Genomic DNA, 19725 nt, shown 5'->3' with positions numbered 1-19725 from the left:
GCCCCGGCGGGGTCGTCGCGTTTGCGCCGAAGTGCGCCGAAGACGCGGTGTCGCGCCCCTGTCACATGGTTCCCAAAGCCGGACCTTGCCCGTAGGCTTCGCGGATGACGCCCGCCGCACCCGCCACCGTTCTCGACCTGCCCGACGTCCTCGCCGACGACGCGGTGCCCGAGTACATGCGCGTGCTGGAGCGGGCGACGCTGTATCTGCCCGAAGAACAGCGCGTGCAGTTGCGGCGTGCGTGGTCGGTCGGCGCGGCCGCGCATTCGGGCCAGATGCGCAAGTCCGGCGAGCCCTACATCACCCATCCGGTTGCGGTGGCGGTGGTGCTCGCCGAACAGAAGGTCGACATCGAGACGCTGGTCGCGGCGATCCTGCACGACACCATCGAAGACACGCCGTTGACGCGCGAGGCGCTGGCCTCGGCCTTCGGCGAGACCGTCGCCGAACTCGTGGAGGGCGTGACCAAGCTCGACAAGCTCAACTTCGGCAGTCGCCAGGAAGCGGATGCCGAGAGCTTCCGCAAGATGATGCTGGCGATGGCGCGCGACCTGCGCGTGATCCTGATCAAACTCGCCGACCGCCTGCACAACATGCGCACCCTCGGCGCGCAGCCGGGCCCGTCGCGCGAACGCATCGCCCGCGAGACGCTCGAGGTCTATGCGCCGATCGCCCAGCGCCTGGGCATGAACAAGATCAAGGCCGAGCTGCAGGATCTCGGCTTCCATGCGTTGTACCCGATGCGCCACATGATTCTGGAAAAGCGCATCCGCAACCAGCCGCTAGTGCGGCGCGAGGCGCTGGCCAGCATCGAGGCGCAGCTCGCGCAGCGGCTGACCGCGGCCGGCCTGCAGTACCGGCTGGTCGGGCGCATCAAGTCGCCGTGGAGCATCTACAACAAGATGCAGGGCGAGGGGAAAACCTTCACCCAGGTCATGGACGTGTTCGGCTACCGGATCATCGTCGGCAACGCGGCGGACTGTTACCACGCGCTCGGCATCGCGCACTCGGTGTTCAAGCCGCTCGACGGGCGCTTCCGCGATTTCATCGCGATCCCGAAAGCCAACGGCTACCAGTCGCTGCACACGGTGCTGTTCGGTCCCTATGGCGCGCCGATCGAAGTGCAGATCCGCACCGAGGAGATGGACCTGATCGCCGAACGCGGCATCGCCGCGCACTGGGCATACAAGCACGGCGGCGATGGTCCCAACAGCGCGCAGTCGCGCGCGCACTCGTGGATTGCCGGCCTGCTGGAGTCGCAGCGCACGACCGGTTCGTCGCTGGAGTTCCTGGAAAACGTCAAGGTCGACCTGTTCCCGGACGAGGTCTACCTGTTCACGCCCAAGGGCGACATCATGTCGCTGCCACGCAATTCGACAGCGCTCGATTTCGCGTATTCGGTGCACACCGACATCGGCAACCAGGCCGTGGCCGCGCGTGTCGACGGCAAGCTGGTGCCGCTGCGCACGATGCTGCTGAGCGGCCAGCGCGTGGAGATCGTCACCGCGAAATCCTCGATGCCGCGCCCGCAGTGGCTGGAGTTCGTGGTCACCGGCAAGGCGCGCACTGCGATCCGCGCCCAGCTCAAGCATCTGCAGCACGAGGACGCCGTGCAGCTCGGCCACCGCATGCTCGACCGCGCGCTGGAACTGCTGGGCACCTCGCTGGACCGTCTGCCGCAGGAACGGCTGGATGCGTATCTGGTCGAGGCGAAATACCCGCGCCTCGAAGAACTCATGGCCGACATCGCGCTCGGCAACTGGATGCCTGCGCAGGTCGCGCTCGCACTGGCGCAGAACGAAGGCGACGTACCGACCGAGCTGGTCGCCAAGGCCGGCGAAACGATCCGCATCCGGGGCGACGAGCGCGGCATCATCAGCTTCGCCAACTGCTGCATGCCGATTCCCGGCGACGAGATCATGGGCTATCACACGACCGGCCGCGGCATCGTCGTGCACCGGATCGAATGCCCGAACGTCGCCGAGTACCGCAAGTCGCCCGAGCGCTGGGTCGCGATCGACTGGGACCGCGAGGTAGTCGGCGACTTCAACGTCGCGCTGCGCATCGAGGTGGAGAACCACCCCGGCGTGCTGGCGCAGGTGGCCGCGGCGATCGCGCGCGTGCATTCCAACATCGACGGCGTCGATTACCTCGAGCGCGACAGCACGGTGGCGGCGATCCGCTTCTCGATCGAGGTCAAGGGCCGCAAGCACCTGGCCGAAGTGATCCGCCGGACACGCCGCCTGCCGGTCGTCCACGGCGTGCAGCGGATGTAATCCGAATCTCCGGCGCGCGGGCGCCCGCTAGAATGCGGGCTTTCCCGTCGCCGGAGTTCCCCGATGCCCCGTACGCCCATTGCCACCTCGGACGCGCCCGCCGCGATCGGCCCGTATTCGCAGGCCGTGCGCGCCGGCAACACGGTGTACTTCTCGGGACAGATTCCGCTCGACCCGGCGACGGGCGAGATCGTTGCCGGCGACATCACCGCGCAGGCGCGCCGTGCGTTCGACAACCTCAAGGCCGTGGCGATCGCCGCTGGCGGCACGCTCGACGACATCGTGCGCGTCGGTCTGTACGTCACCGACCTGGGCGAATTCGCGCAGGTCAACGCGGTCATGGCCGAATACTTCGACGCCCCCTATCCCGCGCGCTCCACCATCGAAGTGCCGGCGCTGCCCAAGGGCGCGCGCTTCGAGGTCGACGCGGTGATGGTGCTCGGCTGATCGACGCCGCGGGCGCATGAGCAGGGCGGGGACGCGCGTCCCGGCACTCGCCGACGCGGGCCGCACGCCGGTGTCGGCGCTGTCGGGCGTCGGACCGAAGGTCGCCGAGAAGCTGGTTGCGCGCGGTCTGGCGACGCTGGGCGATCTGTGGCTGCACCTGCCGCGCCAGTACGAAGACCGCACCCGGGTCACGCCGATCCGCCATCTGCGCGGCGGCGTGCCGGCGCAGATCGAAGGCGTCGTCGAGGCGGTCGAGAAAGGGTTCCGGCGACGCCCGATGCTGCGTGTCGCCATCGGCGACGGGTCCGGCGGCACGCTGGTGCTGCGGTTCTTCCATTTCCGTGCCGCGCAGGTCGCGCAGCTCGCGGTCGGTACGCGGGTGTGCTGTTTCGGCACGCCGCGTCCCGGGCAGCAGGGGCTGGAGATCGTGCATCCGAGTTACCGGGTGCTCGATGGCGATGCGCTGACGGTGCTCGATGACCGGCTCGATCCCGTCTACCCGGCGGTCGAGGGCGTCGGACCGCAGGTGTTGCGTCGACTGATCGGCCAGGCGCTCGATCGCCTGCCGGATGCGGCGTCACTGGAACTGCTGCCGGCCGGAGCGCTCGATACGCTGGACCTTCCGATCCTGCGCGACGCGCTGCTGTACGTGCATCGACCGCCGGCCGATGCCGACCTCGGCCTGCTGGCATCGGGCCGGCATCCGGCGCAGCGCCGCCTCGTGTTCGAGGAAATGCTGGCCCATCACCTGAGTCTGCGGCGCCAGCGCATCGCGCTGCAGGCGCATCGTGCACCGGCCCTGCGACCCGGCACGCTCGCCGATGCATTGCGCGCGTCGTTGCCGTTCGCGCTGACCGGCGCGCAGTCGCGCGTGCTGCGCGAAGTGTCGAAGGATCTTGCGCAACGCAAACCGATGTTGCGGCTCGTCCAGGGTGACGTGGGCAGCGGCAAGACAGTGGTGGCCGCGCTCGCGGCCGCCGCGGCCATCGACGCGGGGCTGCAGGCGGCCCTGATGGCGCCGACCGAACTGCTCGCCGAACAGCACGCGCAGAACCTGCGCGGCTGGTTCGAGCCGCTCGGCATCCGCGTCGCCTGGCTGGCGGGCAAGGTCACTGGACGTGCACGCGCGACGGTGCTGGCCGACATCGCATCGGGCGCCGCGCAGCTGGTCGTCGGCACGCACGCGCTGATGCAGGCGAACGTCGACTTCCACGATCTGGGCCTGGCGATCATCGACGAACAGCACCGCTTCGGCGTGCATCAGCGCCTCGCCCTGCGCGACAAGGGCGCCGGCGGCGAACGCGTGCCGCACCAGCTGGTGATGACCGCGACACCGATCCCGCGCACGCTGGCGATGTCCGCCTACGCCGACCTCGATGTCTCGGCGATCGACGAGCTGCCGCCGGGCCGCACGCCGATCCAGACCGTCGTGCTCAGCAGCGAGCGTCGGCCCGCGCTGATCGAGCGCATCCGCCACGCCTGTACGGAAGGGCGGCAGGCCTATTGGGTCTGCACCCTGATCGACGATTCGGACGAGGTGGTCGCGCAGGCGGCGCAGACCACGTTCGAGCAGCTGCACGCCGCGCTGCCCGACGTGCGCGTCGCGCTCGTGCACGGGCGCATGAAGGCGGCCGAGAAGCAGGACGCGATGCAGGCATTCAAGCGTGGCGACATCGACCTGCTGGTGGCGACGACCGTCATCGAGGTCGGCGTCGACGTGCCCAACGCATCGCTGATGGTGATCGAGAACGCGGAACGCCTGGGCCTCGCGCAATTGCACCAGTTGCGCGGACGGGTGGGGCGCGGGACCGCCGCGTCGAGTTGCGTGCTGCTGTACCAGTCGCCGCTGTCGCGGATGGCGCGTGAGCGGCTGGACACCATGCGCAGCACGAACGACGGCTTCCTGATCGCCGAAAAGGATCTGGCGCTGCGCGGGCCGGGCGAACTGCTGGGCACGCGTCAGACCGGTCTGGCGGAATTCCGACTCGCCGATCTGGCGCGCGACGCTGACCTGCTGCCCACGGTGCACGCTGTGGGCGATGCGATGTTGTCCGAGCGGCCGGATCTGGGCGACCGGATCGTGACCCGATGGATCGGAAGCGCGACGCGATACGCCTCGGCCTGAACAGATCGGCTTTTTACAAGGTTGCAGGCAGGGGTTTCACTGTTTCTCCACGTGCGCGGACTACCGTATCTGTTCACGAGTCTGATGTGATTTTCGTCACGAAATGTGGGTGGGCATTTCGGGTAACGGCGGGATAATTCTGAAGGACGGGCAGACGAGGGCAGGACGTGACGCTGCGATTGCCATCGCCCAGGGAGGGACTCCATGGACACCCAGCTACGTATTTTCATTGCTGACGATCATCCGTTCACACTTGCCGGCGTCCGCGCCGAGATCGAACGCGCAGGTGAGCCGCTGCAGGTTGCCGGAGAGGCCTCGAACGGCACGGCCCTGCTCAAACTGCTGGTGAAGTCGCGACCGGGCGACCTGCTGGTGACCGACTTCTCGATGCGTGGCCCGCAATTGCGCGATTGCGACGGGCTGCCGCTGCTGCTGACCCTGCGTCGCCAGTTCCCCGCATTGCCGATCATCGTGCTGACCGAGGTCGAGAACCCGGCAATGCTGCGTGCGATGGTCGATGCCGGCGTGCGCGGCCTCGTCGACAAGACGTCCGCGCGCAATGAACTGCTCACTGCGATCCAGAAGGTCGCCGCCGGGCGCATCTATTTCTGCCGTGCGATGCGCGACGTGCTCGACCAGGCCGGCGGACTGGACCGGCAGCCGGCCCGCATCTCCCCGCACGAAGCGGAAGTGGTGCGGCTGTTCGTCGGCGGCCTGACCGTCAGCGAGATCGCGGTGCGGCTTTCGCGCAGCGTCAAGACGATCAGCCGGCAGAAGAACGACGCGATGCACAAGCTCGGCCTCGACAACAACAGCCAGCTCTACGCCTACGCGCGCGACCACGGGCTGACGTCTTAAGGCGGACATCCGTGCGGTGGCCGGTCGCGGTCCGGGTCGGCGATAATGCCGCATGACCGACAAGATCCCGTTGCTGATCGATACCGATCCCGGCGTCGATGACGCCCTTGCGCTGTTGCTGGCATTCGATGACGACGCGCACGACGTCGTCGGCCTGACCATCGCTGCCGGCAATGTCGGCTTGCAGCATACGGTCGCCAACGCGCTCAAGCTGTGCGAAGTGGCGGGGCATCCCGATGTGCCCGTGTTCGCCGGCAGTGCGTCGCCGCTGCTCCATGCGGCGCCCGACGCCGCCTATGTGCACGGCAACGACGGCTTCGGCGATGTGGGCTATACGCCTGCGCGTCGTCGTGTCGAGGACGAGCACGCCGCGCTGGCGATCCTGCGCCTGTCCCACGTCCACGCCGGCCGGCTCGTGCTGGTTGCGCTCGGTCCACTGACCAACGTGGCGCTGGCGCTGAAGCTCGACCCCACGTTGCCCACGCGTATCGCGCGATTCGTGGCGATGTCGGGCGCGGTGACCGGGCACGGCAACATCACGCCCAGTGCCGAGTTCAATGCCTACTTCGACCCGGAGGCGGCGAAGATCGTGTTCGATGCCTTCCCGCAGTTCGATCTGTCGGACTGGGAGGCTACGGTGGCACACGGCCTGCCGCACGATGCGGTGGTGACGTGGATGCAGGAAGGCGGCGAGATCGGCCGCTTCTACGATGCGATCTCGCGCAAGACCCGCGAATGGTCTGCCGATCGCCGCGGCGACGACTGGCACTCGGCCGATGCGCTGGCGATGGCCTGGGTGCTCGAGCCCGACGCCGCGACCGAAGTCGTCGAGCGTCCGCTCGATGTCGTGCTCGACCACGGGCCCGCGCGTGGTGCCACGATCGTCGACTGGCAGCGTCAGCTCGGCCGGGCGGACAATGCCCGCATCCTGATGCGCTTCGACACCGCGCGTTTCCATGCCCGGATCCGTCGCGCCCTGTCCCGCTGAGTCCGGCGACGGCCCGCTTGCGTGGCGGGTCGATTGCCCGCTAAAATGCCGCTCTTACCTTCCGCAACTCTGGTGCCCGCCATGAAGGCCGACATCCATCCCGAATACCGCGAAGTCGTCTTCCAGGACGTCACGTCCGATGGCTTCAAGTTCCTCACCCGCTCGACCCTCGCCGCCTCGGCGAAGGAAACGATCCAGTGGGAGGACGGCAACGAATACCCGCTGATCAAGATCGAAGTGTCCTCGGCCACGCATCCGTTCTACACCGGCCAGAACAAGATCATCGACACCAGCGGTCGCGTCGACAAGTTCCGCAAGCGCTACGCCAAGTAAGCGTCTGCATGACGATGCGTGTCGCCCGTGTGGCGCGCATCGTTCGACGACACCGGCGGCCGCCCTCGGGCGGCCGTCTGCGTTCCCGATCACTTGTATTTCTGCTGCATTTTCCAATGCGGCAGCGTTCGTCGTGTTCGACTTTCGTGCAATGCCGCGTGCCGGCGCGCACGGAATCGCTATGCGATAATTGATGCGTTGCGGCACCTGCCGCGCCCGCCAGGCCGGATGGCGTTGCCGTCCGGAGAAATGAGGAGCCTTTAGAGTGTCTGAATCCAACTCCAAGCTCGACCAGGTCACGCTCGACGCCGCCGGCAAGACGGTGACGCTGCCCGTCCTGCACGGCACGCTCGGCAACCCCTGCGTCGACATCTCGAAGCTGCCGAAGGAAACCGGCTGTTTCACCTACGATTCCGGCTTCACCGCCACCGCCAGCTGCAAGTCGGCGATCACCTACATCGACGGCGACGAGGGCGTGCTGCTGTATCGCGGCTACCCGATCGACCAGCTGGCCGAGAAGTCGAACTTCCTCGAAGTCGCCTACCTGCTGCAGGCCGGCGAGCTGCCGAACAAGGACGAGTTCGCCAAGTTCGAGCACGAAGTCACGCATCACACGATGATGCACGAGTCGCTCAAGAGCTTCCTGCAGGGCTTCCGTCACGACGCGCACCCGATGGCGATGCTCGCCGCGTCGGTGGCCTCGATGTCGGCCTTCTATCACGACACGCTGGACCTGCAGGATCCCGAGCAGCGCCGCCTCGCCGCGATCCGCCTGATCGCCAAGGTGCCGACGCTCGCCGCGGCCGCGTACCGCTATTCGATCGGCCAGCCGATCCGCTACCCGCGCAACAGCCTGAACTACGTCGACCGCTTCCTGCACATGATGTTCGAAGTGCCGAGCGAGCCGCTGGAGCTCAACCCGGTCGTCGCCAAGGCGATGGATCTGCTCTTCATCCTGCACGCCGACCACGAGCAGAACGCGTCGACCTCGACCGTGCGTCTGGTCGGTTCGACGGGCGCCAATCCGTACGCCTCGGTCGCCGCCGGCATCACCGCGCTGTGGGGCCCCGCGCACGGCGGCGCCAACGAGGCGGTGCTCAAGCAGCTCGCCGAGATCGGCACTGCCGACAACGTCGAGACCGCGGTCAAGCGCGCCAAGGACAAGAACGACCCGTTCCGTCTGATGGGCTTCGGCCACCGCGTCTACAAGAACTTCGACCCGCGCGCGAAGATCATCCGCGAGATGACCCACAAGGTCCTCGGCGAGCTGGGCATCAACGACCCGCTGCTCGACGTGGCGATGAAGCTCGAGGAAGCCGCGCTGAAGGACGACTACTTCGTCGAGCGCAAGCTGTACCCGAACGTCGATTTCTACAGCGGCATCATCTACAAGGCGCTGAAGATTCCGACCGAGATGTTCACCGTAATGTTCGCGATCGGCCGCACCGCCGGCTGGGTCGCGCACTGGCTCGAGCAGCAGGTCGATCCGGAAGCGAAGATCGGCCGGCCGCGCCAGATCTACACCGGCTACGACGTCCGCGATTACACGGACAGCAGCAAGCGCTGATCCTGCGGCGGGCCTGGCGGCCCATACGCGGTGGTGACGGGGCGGCCTTCGGGCCGCCTTCGTCGTTTCTGGCAGCCACGCATCGGAGGTTTCCGACGGCCGGCCCTGCGCTTTTCCTGCGGTGACGCTCCGGTCGTCCCGGCAGACTGGCCCTGTCGCGCAGGTGGCCGCCACCGCGCCCGGGGCAATCAGCAGAGGGGATGGAGCGATGAAGATGCGGAAGATGTGGGGCGTGGTGTTCGCGTGCGTCGTAGGGATGGCGGCTTCTAACGTCTCGGCCCAGGAAATGTCGTTCCGGAGCGGCCTGATCACGGCCATCAGCCCGATCCAGGTGGCCGTGGCGAGCCAGCAGCAGGCGGCGGCGCCGTCGCGGACCAGCGGCGCATTCGGACGCGCGCTGGGACGCATCGCCGGCCGCGCGGCCTCGAACGTCGCGGGCGAATACGCCTATGACGCGTACCAGGTCGCCAGTGGCGTCGCCCAGGATGCCGTGGCCGGTGCGGCTTCGACGCCAGCTGCGGGACAAGCGGTCACGGCCTACATGGTGATGCTGAAGTTCGACGACGGCAGCGAGTCGGCCATCCAGTCGGCACACACGAACGGCCTGCAGGTGGGTTCGCGTGCACGCGTGTTCGGCAGCGGTGCCAGCGCGCAGATCGTCGCGGAGTAATCGCAAGCAAGGAGGCGCGCGCTCCCGAAGGAGCGCGTGTTATCACTCGGCGCCGTGCTCCAGCGCGATCAGGCGCTCGAGCTGCGCGTGCGAGGCGCGGCGCATCGGCTTCTCGTCGACCGCAGACAAAGGTGCCTGGCGCAGCACGGCCTCCGGCAACACCGTTAGATCGAAGGTCAGACCGTCGGCGGTGAAGACCCAGACATCGAAGTCGCCGGTCCGTTGGCGGTCCAGGCGCAGGCGCCGCATGCGGCCTTCGGCCGGAATGCCGTGGTCGTCGAGAAAGCGGGCGACCGCGCTGGCGTCGTCGGTGTGCAGATGCAGGGTCACGGCGGAATGATCGTCCGCCGTCCCTTCGAGGACGGGGCCGACCAGTCGCGGTGCGAACGGCTCGAAGAATCCCAGTGCCTGCACGGCTGCCTCGCGGCGAATACGCACCGCATCGGCCTGACGCGCGCCGACGAACAGGCGCTGGTGTTCGCGGAGCGCGTCCTCGATCTCGCGATTGCGCGGCAGCGAAGCGTCGTCGTGGATGCCGAGGCGACTCGCGGCCTTGAGCTTGGCCTGGTGGAAATCGCGGATGCCGCCTTCGGCCATCATGCGTGCAGCTTCGTGGGCGACGCGGTGCCGGCGTTCGCGGGTCCGGGTGTCCGCGTGTTGCTGTGCGCGATGCATCGCATCGTCCCCTGTCGATCACCTGTCACGACTCTACGCCGGTGGCGTGACGGGTCAATGCACGTCGGGCGACCAGGACGGCTGACGCTTAGAGGCGATGCGCAAGGCGACTGGCAGCGGCAGCGCGGAGGCTGCCGCCTCGGGCATCAGAAGATGTCGAACGCTTCCTCGGCCGGCACGTCGTCGATCTGCAGATCGATCTCGGATTCCATCCGCTCGAGATCTTCGGCCTTCACGTACTCGATGATGCCCCCGTCCGAAGTCGTCGGCAGCAGGCGACCGCCGGCGGTGACCGCGACCCGCACCATGCCTTCCGGCGGCTCGTTCGAGGCTTCCGGAACGCCTTCGAGCGCGACCCGCATAAAATCGATCCAGATCGGCAGCGCCGCGCGACCGCCGTACTCGCGATAGCCGAGCGAGCGGTTGTCGTCGCGACCGACCCACACCGAGGTCACCAGATTGCCACCGAAGCCGGAGAACCAGGCGTCACGGTGCTCGTTGGTCGAACCGGTCTTGCCGCCGACGTCTTCGCGTTCCAGCACGCGCGCGGCGGTGCCGGTGCCGCGACGCACGACGTCGCGCATCATCGAGATCATCTGGTAGGCGACGCGCTCGTCGATCGCGCGCGGCGCCATGACCGGCGCGGCACCGTCGGCACGCGGCTCGGGTTCGGGGGCTGCCTCGACCGGCGCAGCGGTGACCTCGCGCTTCTCGGCCGCCGGGCCGAGATTGAAGCCGTCCACCACGTGCGTTGGCGTCGACGACTGGCCGGGCGTGCCGCTGCCGTCGCAACCGCGGCAGGCGCGCGCAGCGTTCTCCTTGAAGACCAGCGTGCCTTCGCGGTCACGGACCTCGTCGATGAACCACGGCGTGACCCGGAAGCCGCCATTGGAGAACACCGCGTAACCGCGGGTCACGTCCAGCGGCGTCAGCGACGGTGTGCCGAGCGCGATCGACAGATTCGGCGGCAGCTGCGATTCCTCGAAGCCGAAGTGGCTGATGTAGCGGCGCGCATAGTCGACGCCGATCGCATCGAGCAGACGGACCGCGACCAGGTTGCGCGACTGCACCAGCGCTTCTCGCAGGCGCATCGGTCCGACGAACCGGCCGTCGGAATTCTGCGGACGCCAGTCCTGGCCGCGGCGCATGCGGAACAGCACGGGCGCATCGAGCACGATCGACGCGGGATTGAAGCCCTTCTCGAAGGACGCGGCGAAGATGAAAGGCTTGAAGCTCGAGCCCGGCTGGCGACGCGACTGGGTCGCACGATTGAAATTGCTGCCCGCGAAGCTGTAGCCGCCGATCAATGCGCGCACCGCACCGTCGTCCGGCTCCATCGACACCAGCGTGGACTGCGCGCGCGGCAGCTGGTCGAGCTGCCAGCTGACCGTCGGCGGCGGCATGTCCTCGGGCGCGGTGTCGGCAGGCGCCTTGGCAGGCGTTTCGATGCGGCGCACGCGGGTCAGATCGCCACGCGTCAGCAGGGCGGCCGGATTCTTGCCGGTCCAGCGGCTGGTCGAGGCGTCGAGCGTCACCGTGCTGCCGTCGGCCAGCACCACGTCGGCCGTGCCGTCGCCGCTGCGCACGACGATCGCCGGCAGCAGGCCGCCCTGTGGCGCGACGCCGCGCAGGCGACGCGCCGTGGTCGCGGCGTCTTCAGCGGCCGCCAGTTCGAAGGTCTCGGCGGGCTTGGTCCAGCCATGACGATGATCGTAGGTCGACAGCCCGTTGCGCACGGCCAGCTCGGCCGCGGCCTGCATGGTGGGGTCGATCGTCGTGGTGACGTGGTAGCCGCGGGTCAGCACGTCGCCGCCGTAACGGGCGACCATCTCCAGACGCACCATTTCGGCCACGTAAGGTGCGAAGACCTCGATCGGGCGCTCGTGCGGGCTGGCGTGCATCTCGACCGCGCGCGCCGCCGCGGCTTCCTGCGCGCTGATGTAGCCCAGCTCCTGCATGCGCGCGAGCACGTAGACGTCGCGGCGTTCCTTGGCGCGTTCGGGATTGCTGATCGGGTTGCCGCTGGAGGGGAATTTGGGGATCGCGGCCAGCGAGGCCATCTCGTCGAGATCGAGTTCGGCCAGGGTCTTGCCGTAGTAGAACTCGGCCGCAGCGGCCACGCCGTAGGCGCGGTTACCGAAGAAGCTCTTGTTGAGATAGAGCTCGAAGATCTCGTCCTTGCTGAGGTTCTGCTCCATCTTCCGCGCGAGCAGCATCTCAGCGAACTTGCGGGTGAAGCTGTACTCCGAGCTCAGGAAGAACTGGCGCGCCACCTGCTGGGTGATCGTCGAACCGCCCGGCACGCGGCGGTCGTTGGTCGTCGCCAGCAGCCACAGCGCGCGACCCACGCCGCGGTAGTCGATGCCGCCGTGCTCGTAGAAGCGCGCGTCCTCGGTGGCGAGAAAGGCCTGCTTCAGGCGGTCGGGCACGTCGGCGATCTTGACCGGGTAGCGCCGGGTCTCGCCGAACAGGGCGATCAGCCGGCCGTCCTTGGCATAGACGTACATCGGCTCCTGCATCTCGATATCGCGCAGCGCTTCGACATCGGGCAGCTTCGACGCCACGGCCGCATAGAGAATGCCGCCGGTGATCGCGCCCAGCAGACCGAGCACCAGCATCAGGATCAGGCTCCAGCGCACGAAGCGGCGGAAGCGGGAAGGGCGGGGCTTGGACGTCGTCGCGGGGGCTGGGCTCATGGCGGCGGAGTATAGGGGAGGCGATCGGGAGACGCCGCCGCGCCGGTGCGGTACGCGCCTTGCAGGGACATCCGGGCAGTGTAGGCTGCGCGCTGTTCAGCTTGCCGGGATCGAAGGCGCGTGTTGCCAATGCCCGGAAAGTCCGTTATTTAATGCGCCGGGACACGAGGCGTGGCTAAACGCCCGTGGCAAAGGGGATATTCCGTGGGGCTCATCACAAAAAGCCAGGTGCCGATCATCGGCGTCGACATCAGCTCGACTGCGGTCAAGCTGCTGCAGCTGTCGCGCCAGGGCAATCGCTACCGCGTGGAGCACTACGCGGTCGAACCCCTGCCGCCCAATGCGGTGGTCGAGAAGAACATCGTCGAGGTCGAGGCGGTGGGCGAGGCGATCCGCCGCGCGGTGTCGCGCTCGGGCACCAAGGCCAAGCACGCCGCGGCTGCGGTCGCGGGTTCGGCAGTCATCACCAAGACCATCCCGATGCCGGCCGACCTGGACGAGGACGATCTCGAATCGCAGGTCGAACTCGAGGCGGTCAATTACATTCCCTATCCGATCGAGGAAGTGAACCTCGATTTCGAGGTGCTCGGGCCGATGCCCGGCAACAGCGAGATGGTGCAGGTGCTGCTGGCGGCGTCGCGCTCGGAGAACGTCGAGCTGCGTGCCTCGGCGCTGGAACTCGGCGGCCTGACGGCCAAGGTCATCGACGTCGAGGCCTTCGCGGTCGAGAACGCGTTCGCGATGATCGCCCAGACCCTGAGCATGCCGTCCGACGGCGTGGTCGCCCTGGTCGACGTCGGCGCGACGATGACCACGCTCAACGTACTGCGTAACGGGCGCAGCCTGTACTCGCGCGAACAGGTGTTCGGCGGCAAGCAGCTGACCGACGAAGTGATGCGTCGTTACGGCCTGAGCTACGAGGAAGCCGGTCTGGCCAAGCGCCAGGGCGGATTGCCGGAAAGCTACGAGATCGAAGTGCTCGAGCCGTTCAAGGAAGCGATGGTCCAGCAGGTCAGCCGTCTGCTGCAGTTCTTCTACGCCGGCAGCGATTTCAACCGCGTCGACCAGGTCGTGCTCGCCGGCGGCTGCGCGTCGATCCCGGGCGTCGCCGACATGGTCGAGGAGCAGCTGGGGGTGCAGACCGTGCTCGCCAACCCGCTGGCGCAGATGACGCTCGGGCCGCGCGTGCAGGCGCACGCCCTGGCCCAGGATGCGCCCGCGCTGATGATCGCCTGCGGCCTCGCGCTGAGGAGCTTCGACTGATGTCCAGGATCAATCTCCTCCCGTGGCGCGCGGAGCGACGCAAGCAGCGGCAGAAGGAATTCGGCGTCATGGTCGGCATCGCTGCGGCGGCCGGCGTGGCGCTGTGGTTCCTCGTCAACATGTACTACAACGCGCAGATCGACGGGCAGAACGAACGCAACGCGTTCCTGCAGCAGCAGATCGCCGCGGTGGATACGCAGATCACCGAAATCGACGCGCTCGAATCGCAGCGTGCACGCCTGCTGGCGCGCAAGGCGGTGATCGAGGAACTGCAGGGCAACCGCTCGCAGATGGTGCACCTGTTCGACCAGCTGGTGCGCACGATTCCCGATGGCGTGCTGCTGACCTCGCTCAAGCAGGAAGGCCAGACGCTGACGCTCGAGGGCCGCTCGCAGTCCAATGCCCGCGTCAGTACCTACATGCGCGCCCTCGACAGCTCCGGCTGGATGACCAGCCCGCAGCTGTCGGTGATCGAAGCGCGTGACGGCGTCCCGGGTCTGCCGTATGCGTTCACCCTGAGCGTGCAGCTGTCGACGCCGGCCGCGAAGGAAGCCGCCGCGGCCGAAGGCACCGATCCCGCCGCGCCGGTGGACGCGACCGCACCGGACGCCGCGCCCGTCGTCGCGCCCGCCGCCGAAGGAGCCGCGTCGTGAGCAAGAAGAAGATGTCGCTGCGTGAGCTCGACCTCAACAACACCGGCTCGTGGCCGCGCGAGTACAAGATCGGCGCCTGCATCCTGATCGGCCTGCTGATCTTCTTCCTGCTCTGGTACGTCATCACTCGCGAGAAGGGCGATGAGCTGACGAACCTGGAGTCGCAGGAATCCACGCTGCGCAGCGAGTTCGAGACCAAGCAGGGCAAGGCCGCCAATCTCGAGCCGCTCAAGCAGCAGCTCGCGCAGATGGAGCAGCAGCTCCAGCAGATGCTGCGGCAGCTGCCGAGCAAGACCGAAATGCCCGACCTGATCGTCGACATCTCGCAGACCGCGATCGCGACCGGTATCCAGAACGACCTGTTCAAGCCGGGCGAGGAGGTTCCACGCGAGTTCTATGCCGAGCAGCCGATCGCGCTGCGCATGGTCGGCACGTACCACCAGTTCGGCGCATTCGTCAGCGGTGTGGCCTCGCTGCCGCGCGTGGTCATCATGACGATGCACGACATCTCGCTGAAGCCGCGCAGCGGCGGCGCGGATGGTCTGGCGGCCATTGGTCCAAACTCCAGCCTCGAGTTGTCGGGCACTGTGAAGACCTATCGCTACCTCGACGAGGAAGAGACCGCCGCACAGGCGCAGACCGCGCAGGCGACGGAGGGGGCGCAGTGATGGCTGCAGGAAACGGAATGATTCTGCGAGGTGTGGCTGTGCTCGCGGTCACGCTCGCCGTCGCGGGTTGCGGACGTGGCGTGACCAGCGAGCCGGGTGAGGCGCCCAATCTCGAGGCCTGGGCCGAAGAGGTCAAGCAACGTCCGGCGCCTCCGCTGGAGCCTCTGCCGGTGATGCAGCAGTTCGAAACATTCGAGTATTCCGCCCAAGGGATCCGCGATCCCTTCAGCAACGCGTTCACCGATGACTCCGGTGGCAGTGGCCCGCGTCCGGACTCGAACCGTCGCAAGGAGATCACCGAGCAGTATCCGCTCGACAGCATGTCCATGGTCGGCACGATCGGAACCGGCGGTCGCATCGTCGGGCTGGTCCTCGCGCCGGACAAGGTGACCTACCGCATTAGCCCGGGCAACTACCTGGGTCAGAACGATGGCCGTGTCACATCGGTCAACGAGAATCGCATCGAGCTCGTGGAGCTGGTGCCCGATGGTGCCGGTGGCTGGCTGGAGCGCCCGGCTTCGCTCGCGCTGAACGAACAATGATGAGGGGAAGCAACATGACCGTGAGCAAAGCGGGAAGCCTGCAGTCGGGCCGGAAGCACTCGGTGCGTGCCGGCGCGCTCGGTCTTGCCATTGGACTGGTGGCGACGTTCAGCGGTGCGCAGGCGGCGCAGGCGCCGACGCACGTGTCGATGATGCCGATGCTCCAGGCCGCGACCGCGGCCATGCAGCCGACTGCGGTTGCGGTGACCGACATCGATTTCCGCCGCGGCGACGGCGGCTCGGGCAAGCTGGTGCTGCGCTTCGATGGCGATGGCGCCGCGCCTGATCTGAGGACCCAGGGCGGCAATGTCGTCATCAATCTCGGTGGCGCGACGCTGCCGAGTTCGTTGCAGCGTCCGCTCAACGTGACCGACTTCGCGACACCGGTGCAGCGGATCGATGCGCGACAGGGTGCGGAAGGCCCACAGGTCGTGCTCAGCGCGCGCGGCGAGTTCGAGCCGATGGCCTACCAGAGCGGTCGCGACTACATCGTCGAAATCGTGCCGCGCGGAGGTGCCGTGGCTGCGACGCCGGCAGCGCTTCCGGCGCCGGTGCGCGCGGTGGGCGCAGCGACGACTGCGGCGACGATGGGGCAGGCCGCAACAGCGACCGTCTCTGACGTTCGCAGCTACAGCGGCGCGCCTGTGACGTTCAACTTCCAGGACGTGCCGGTGCGCACGGTGCTGCAGCTGATCGCCGACGAGTCGAACCTCAACATCGTCGCCAGCGACAGCGTGGTCGGCAACGTGACGCTCCGCTTGCAGAATGTGCCTTGGGACCAGGCGCTGGACATCGTGCTGCAGGCCAAGTCGCTCGACAAGCGTCGCAGTGGCAACGTGGTCTGGGTTGCGCCGCAGAGCGAAATCGCCGCGTTCGAGCAGGCCAAGGAAGACGCGCGCCTGGCGATCGAAGAACGTGCGGAGATGACCACCGAGTACATCCCGATCAGCTACGGCAATGCGGAAGACATTGCGAAGCTGCTGACAGAGGAGAGCAAGAGCAGTTCTGGAGGTGGCACCGGTGGCGCCTCACAACAGCGCGGCTTCCTGTCCTCGCGCGGCAGTCTCAGCTTCGATCGCCGCACGAACACACTGCTGGTAATCGATATTCCGAACCGTGTGAGCGAGGTCCGCCGTCTGGTCAACATGCTCGACAAGCCTGTGGATCAAGTTGTGATCGAAGCGCGCATTGTCATCGCCAACGAGTCCTTCGCTAGAAATCTTGGTGCGCGCTTTGGCGTCAGTGGTACCAAGGAACGTGTGAACGTCGGTGGCTCATTGGTCGCGCCGGAAGGTTCCACCGCCTTCGCGCCAGGCGGGCTGAATGTGAATCTGCCGACACCTATCGAGGCGCCGGCGCTTGGTTTCACGATTCTTGGCAACACCATCGATTGGGCTGTCGAATTGCAAGCGTTGCAGACCGAGCAGCGGGGAGAGGTGATCTCCAATCCCCGGATCGTGACCAGCAACCAGCGCGAGGCTGTGATCAGTCAGGGCCAGGAAGTTGGCTATCTGACAGTCACTGGTGGGCAGAGCAACAACGTGCCCACCGTGCAGTTCAAGGATGTCCTCTTGGAATTGAAGGTAACGCCGACGATCACCAACGACGGGCGGGTGTTTCTTGCGATGGATGTGAAAAAGGATGAAGTCATTGATTACCTTACGTACGCGGCTGGCGAAGTTCCGCTGATCAGCAAGCGAAATGTGACTACTGCCGTGTTGGTAGACGATGGCCAAACAGTTGCAATTGGTGGTGTTTACGAGTTCAACGACCGATCCTCCTTGTCCAAGGTGCCGTTCTTGGGGGACATCCCGATCCTGGGCAATCTGTTCAAGAGCCGAGGTCGGGAAAAGTCGAAGGCTGAGTTGCTGATTTTCGTCACCCCGAAGGTCATGCGCGTGGCGCAGCGACCGGTCGGTTGATCAGCGCGCTCGGGATTTGCGCAACGGGGCCTTCGGGCCCCGTTCGCATTTGCGGGAACCGGTTTGGCTGGCGTTGTGAACCACTGGCGCGGGTTCGGGTCAAACTGGGCCATGGCGCGACGGGCGCCGGTGACGAGGATGGCGATGGACCGGACTGACGAAGCTGGCGCTGCGTTGCATGCGCGGTTTGCGGCGCTGCGCGACGCATTGTCCGAGGAGATCATCGGGCAGGCGGCGCTGGTCGAGCGTCTGCTGGTTGCGTTGCTGGCAGACGGGCACCTGTTGGTCGAGGGCGCGCCGGGTCTGGCCAAGACGACGGCGATCCGCGCGCTGGCTGCGCGGCTGGATACCGAATTCGCGCGTGTGCAGTTCACACCCGATCTGCTGCCGGCCGACCTGACCGGTACCGAGATCTGGCGACCGCAGGACGGGCGTTTCGAATTCCAAGCCGGGCCGATCTTCCATCCGCTGCTGCTCGCCGACGAGATCAACCGGGCGCCGGCAAAGGTGCAGTCGGCCCTGCTGGAGGCAATGGGCGAGCGGCAGGTCACGGTCGGTCGCGAAACCTACCGGCTGCCGGACCTGTTTCTGGTCATGGCAACGCAGAACCCGATCGAGCAGGAGGGCACGTTTCCGTTGCCTGAAGCGCAGCTCGACCGGTTCCTGATGCACGTGCGCGTCGGTTATCCGGAAGCCGACACCGAGGCGCGCATCCTGCAATTGGCGCGGCGTCGCGCGCGTGCGCAACTCGATGACGTGCACGCGGCCGTCGAGCGTATGCCCTTGGATCTGCTGTTCCAGGCGCGTCGCGCGGTGCTGGATTTGCACATGGCGCCGGCGGTCGAGCGTTATCTGGTCGAGCTGGTGCTGGCCTCGCGCGACGCCGGCCGCTACGACGCATCGCTCGCGGCGCGGATCGCCTGGGGCGCGAGTCCGCGCGGGTCGATCGCGCTCGAACGCTGCGCCCGCGCGCTGGCCTGGCTGTCCGGACGCGATTTCGTCACTCCCGACGATGTGCGGCGCGTTGCGCCGGATGTGTTGCGTCACCGCGTGTTGCCCAGCTACGAGGCGACGGCCGAAGGCTGGGATGGCGAGCGGCTCGTGCAGGCCCTGCTCGATCGGGTGCCGCTGCCGTGAACCCGGCGGATGCGGACACGACGCCAGGCATCCGGCCATCACTGGCCGAGCTCGTCGCGCTGCGTCCGCTCGCGCGGCAGCGCGGCACCGTGCGGCGTGCGCGCAGCGGAGTGCGTGCGTTGGCACCGTCGCCGCAACGCGGGCAGGGCATGGAGTACGCCGAGTCGCGCGACTACGTTGCGGGCGACGATGCGCGCCACATCGACTGGCGCGTCACGGCGCGGACCGGGCGGCCGCACACCAAGACCTTCCAGCGCGAGCGCGAGCGGGTGACGCTGATCGTGGCCGATACCGCCGCGGCGCTCTATTTCGGGACGCGCGTGCGGTTCAAGTCCACGCAGGCGGCGCGCGCCGGTGCCGTTGCCGCGTGGTCGGCCGCCGCCGACGGGGATCGCATCGCGGCCTTGCGCGGGGCGACCCGCGAAGCGCCGGTCGCGCCGGGCAGCGGGATGCGTGGCGCGTTGCGCGTCCTGCACGCGCTCGCGCGGTGGTATGCCACGCCGTCCGCCGATGACGCCGGCTTGGGCGTGGCGATGGACCATGCACGGCGCCTGCTGCGTCCCGGCGCGCGTTTCGTCGTGCTTGCCGATGCCGCCAGCGTTGCGGCGGTCCCGGCGCGCGACTGGGCAGCGGTCGGCGCGCATTGCGATGGGCTGGTCCTGCTGCTCGACGATCCGGTCGAACGCCTGCCGCCGCGCGCGCGCCTGGGCTTCGCACAGGCCGGTGGACGCATCGATCTGGACCTGTCGGCCGACGCGCAGCGCGCGCGCTGGCGCGACATGTTCGAAGGACCTCGCGACGCGGCTGTCCAGACTCTGCGCCGTGCCGGCGTCAGCGTCGAATCGCTGTCCAGCGACGCCGCCAGCGACGCATGGCTGCCGGCGTTCGCGCGCGGGCGGAGATGA

17 protein-coding genes are annotated in these 19725 nt (G+C 67.4%); 15 read left to right on the top strand and 2 right to left on the bottom strand.

The genetic code is table 11. The features are described from left to right. The first annotated feature begins 104 nt into the window (after positions 1 to 104). From E2F49_RS07880 to E2F49_RS07845, 8 genes are all read left to right on the top strand, one after another. Positions 105 to 2276, top strand: a complete 2172-nt coding sequence (locus E2F49_RS07880; protein WP_133393289.1) for a RelA/SpoT family protein — start codon at positions 105 to 107, stop codon at positions 2274 to 2276. 63 nt (positions 2277 to 2339) lie between these two features. Continuing rightward, entirely contained in the window at positions 2340 to 2723 is a 384-nt protein-coding gene (locus E2F49_RS07875; protein ID WP_133393288.1) for a RidA family protein, read from the top strand. A gap of 16 nt (positions 2724 to 2739) precedes the next feature. Further along, positions 2740 to 4848, top strand: coding sequence for an ATP-dependent DNA helicase RecG (gene recG, locus E2F49_RS07870; RefSeq protein WP_133393287.1), 2109 nt, complete (start codon positions 2740 to 2742; stop codon positions 4846 to 4848). A 204-nt stretch (positions 4849 to 5052) separates the two neighbouring features. Beyond that, positions 5053 to 5706, top strand: coding sequence for a response regulator (locus E2F49_RS07865; RefSeq protein WP_133393286.1), 654 nt, complete (start codon positions 5053 to 5055; stop codon positions 5704 to 5706). Positions 5707 to 5758: 52 nt separating this feature from the next. Further along, a complete protein-coding gene (locus E2F49_RS07860; protein ID WP_133393285.1) occupies positions 5759 to 6694 on the top strand; it encodes a nucleoside hydrolase in 936 nt (311 codons plus the stop codon). Positions 6695 to 6775: 81 nt separating this feature from the next. Beyond that, a complete protein-coding gene (locus tag E2F49_RS07855) occupies positions 6776 to 7027 on the top strand; it encodes a type B 50S ribosomal protein L31 (RefSeq protein ID WP_055249571.1) in 252 nt (83 codons plus the stop codon). A 265-nt stretch (positions 7028 to 7292) separates the two neighbouring features. Next, positions 7293 to 8594, top strand: coding sequence for a citrate synthase (locus E2F49_RS07850; protein ID WP_133393284.1), 1302 nt, complete (start codon positions 7293 to 7295; stop codon positions 8592 to 8594). Positions 8595 to 8802: 208 nt separating this feature from the next. Then, positions 8803 to 9264 carry a hypothetical protein gene (locus E2F49_RS07845; protein ID WP_133393283.1) on the top strand — a complete coding sequence of 154 codons (462 nt, stop codon included), beginning with the start codon at positions 8803 to 8805 and terminating at the stop codon, positions 9262 to 9264. A 42-nt stretch (positions 9265 to 9306) separates the two neighbouring features. On the opposite strand, the gene E2F49_RS07840 is transcribed toward E2F49_RS07845, so the two are convergent. Further along, positions 9307 to 9939: a hypothetical protein gene (locus E2F49_RS07840; protein WP_133393282.1), complete on the bottom strand. Its 633-nt coding sequence runs from the start codon at positions 9937 to 9939 to the stop codon at positions 9307 to 9309. Positions 9940 to 10085: 146 nt separating this feature from the next. Continuing rightward, on the bottom strand, positions 10086 to 12635 hold the full coding sequence (locus E2F49_RS07835; RefSeq protein WP_133393281.1) for a penicillin-binding protein 1A: 2550 nt from the start codon (positions 12633 to 12635) through the stop codon (positions 10086 to 10088). A 204-nt stretch (positions 12636 to 12839) separates the two neighbouring features. On the opposite strand from E2F49_RS07835, the gene E2F49_RS07830 reads away from it, so the two are divergent. The 7 genes from E2F49_RS07830 to E2F49_RS07800 all read left to right on the top strand — a co-directional run bounded on the left by E2F49_RS07830 (position 12840) and on the right by E2F49_RS07800 (position 19725). Continuing rightward, the gene (locus E2F49_RS07830; RefSeq protein ID WP_055249561.1) at positions 12840 to 13898 is read left to right on the top strand and encodes a pilus assembly protein PilM; all 1059 of its coding nucleotides are present in this window, start codon (positions 12840 to 12842) and stop codon (positions 13896 to 13898) included. Beyond that, positions 13898 to 14551, top strand: a complete 654-nt coding sequence (locus E2F49_RS07825; protein WP_055249559.1) for a PilN domain-containing protein — start codon at positions 13898 to 13900, stop codon at positions 14549 to 14551. Before E2F49_RS07830 ends, E2F49_RS07825 begins: the two co-directional genes overlap by 1 nt. Continuing rightward, on the top strand, positions 14548 to 15219 hold the full coding sequence (locus E2F49_RS07820) for a type IV pilus inner membrane component PilO (RefSeq protein WP_133393280.1): 672 nt from the start codon (positions 14548 to 14550) through the stop codon (positions 15217 to 15219). Before E2F49_RS07825 ends, E2F49_RS07820 begins: the two co-directional genes overlap by 4 nt. 17 nt (positions 15220 to 15236) lie before the next feature. Continuing rightward, positions 15237 to 15761 carry a pilus assembly protein PilP gene (locus E2F49_RS07815; protein WP_133393279.1) on the top strand — a complete coding sequence of 175 codons (525 nt, stop codon included), beginning with the start codon at positions 15237 to 15239 and terminating at the stop codon, positions 15759 to 15761. Between the two features lie 14 nt (positions 15762 to 15775). Continuing rightward, positions 15776 to 17683 carry a type IV pilus secretin PilQ gene (locus E2F49_RS07810; protein WP_133393278.1) on the top strand — a complete coding sequence of 636 codons (1908 nt, stop codon included), beginning with the start codon at positions 15776 to 15778 and terminating at the stop codon, positions 17681 to 17683. 144 nt (positions 17684 to 17827) lie between these two features. Then, positions 17828 to 18820, top strand: a complete 993-nt coding sequence (locus E2F49_RS07805; RefSeq protein ID WP_208004831.1) for an AAA family ATPase — start codon at positions 17828 to 17830, stop codon at positions 18818 to 18820. Then, positions 18766 to 19725 carry a DUF58 domain-containing protein gene (locus tag E2F49_RS07800; RefSeq protein ID WP_133393276.1) on the top strand — a complete coding sequence of 320 codons (960 nt, stop codon included), beginning with the start codon at positions 18766 to 18768 and terminating at the stop codon, positions 19723 to 19725. The genes E2F49_RS07805 and E2F49_RS07800 overlap by 55 nt, the downstream gene beginning before the upstream one ends.

Origin of the sequence: Luteimonas terrae, from assembly GCF_004358165.1 — a bacterium.
In the GTDB taxonomy this organism is placed as follows: domain Bacteria; phylum Pseudomonadota; class Gammaproteobacteria; order Xanthomonadales; family Xanthomonadaceae; genus Luteimonas; species Luteimonas terrae.
Note: the sequence above shows the minus strand (reverse complement) of the source record. Positions and strands in the feature narration are given on the sequence as shown.

What these genes read in the sequence shown, in the direction of transcription:
- E2F49_RS07855 (WP_055249571.1), top strand. Translation starts at nt 6,776, where the DNA reads ATGAAGGCCGACATCCATCCCGAATACCGCGAAGTCGTCTTCCAGGAC.
- recG (WP_133393287.1), top strand. Translation starts at nt 2,740, where the DNA reads ATGAGCAGGGCGGGGACGCGCGTCCCGGCACTCGCCGACGCGGGCCGC.
- E2F49_RS07805 (WP_208004831.1), top strand. Translation starts at nt 17,828, where the DNA reads ATGGACCGGACTGACGAAGCTGGCGCTGCGTTGCATGCGCGGTTTGCG.
- E2F49_RS07835 (WP_133393281.1), bottom strand. Translation starts at nt 12,635, where the DNA reads ATGAGCCCAGCCCCCGCGACGACGTCCAAGCCCCGCCCTTCCCGCTTC.
- E2F49_RS07840 (WP_133393282.1), bottom strand. Translation starts at nt 9,939, where the DNA reads ATGCATCGCGCACAGCAACACGCGGACACCCGGACCCGCGAACGCCGG.
- E2F49_RS07825 (WP_055249559.1), top strand. Translation starts at nt 13,898, where the DNA reads ATGTCCAGGATCAATCTCCTCCCGTGGCGCGCGGAGCGACGCAAGCAG.
- E2F49_RS07865 (WP_133393286.1), top strand. Translation starts at nt 5,053, where the DNA reads ATGGACACCCAGCTACGTATTTTCATTGCTGACGATCATCCGTTCACA.
- E2F49_RS07845 (WP_133393283.1), top strand. Translation starts at nt 8,803, where the DNA reads ATGAAGATGCGGAAGATGTGGGGCGTGGTGTTCGCGTGCGTCGTAGGG.
- E2F49_RS07880 (WP_133393289.1), top strand. Translation starts at nt 105, where the DNA reads ATGACGCCCGCCGCACCCGCCACCGTTCTCGACCTGCCCGACGTCCTC.
- E2F49_RS07860 (WP_133393285.1), top strand. Translation starts at nt 5,759, where the DNA reads ATGACCGACAAGATCCCGTTGCTGATCGATACCGATCCCGGCGTCGAT.
- E2F49_RS07810 (WP_133393278.1), top strand. Translation starts at nt 15,776, where the DNA reads ATGACCGTGAGCAAAGCGGGAAGCCTGCAGTCGGGCCGGAAGCACTCG.
- E2F49_RS07815 (WP_133393279.1), top strand. Translation starts at nt 15,237, where the DNA reads ATGATTCTGCGAGGTGTGGCTGTGCTCGCGGTCACGCTCGCCGTCGCG.
- E2F49_RS07875 (WP_133393288.1), top strand. Translation starts at nt 2,340, where the DNA reads ATGCCCCGTACGCCCATTGCCACCTCGGACGCGCCCGCCGCGATCGGC.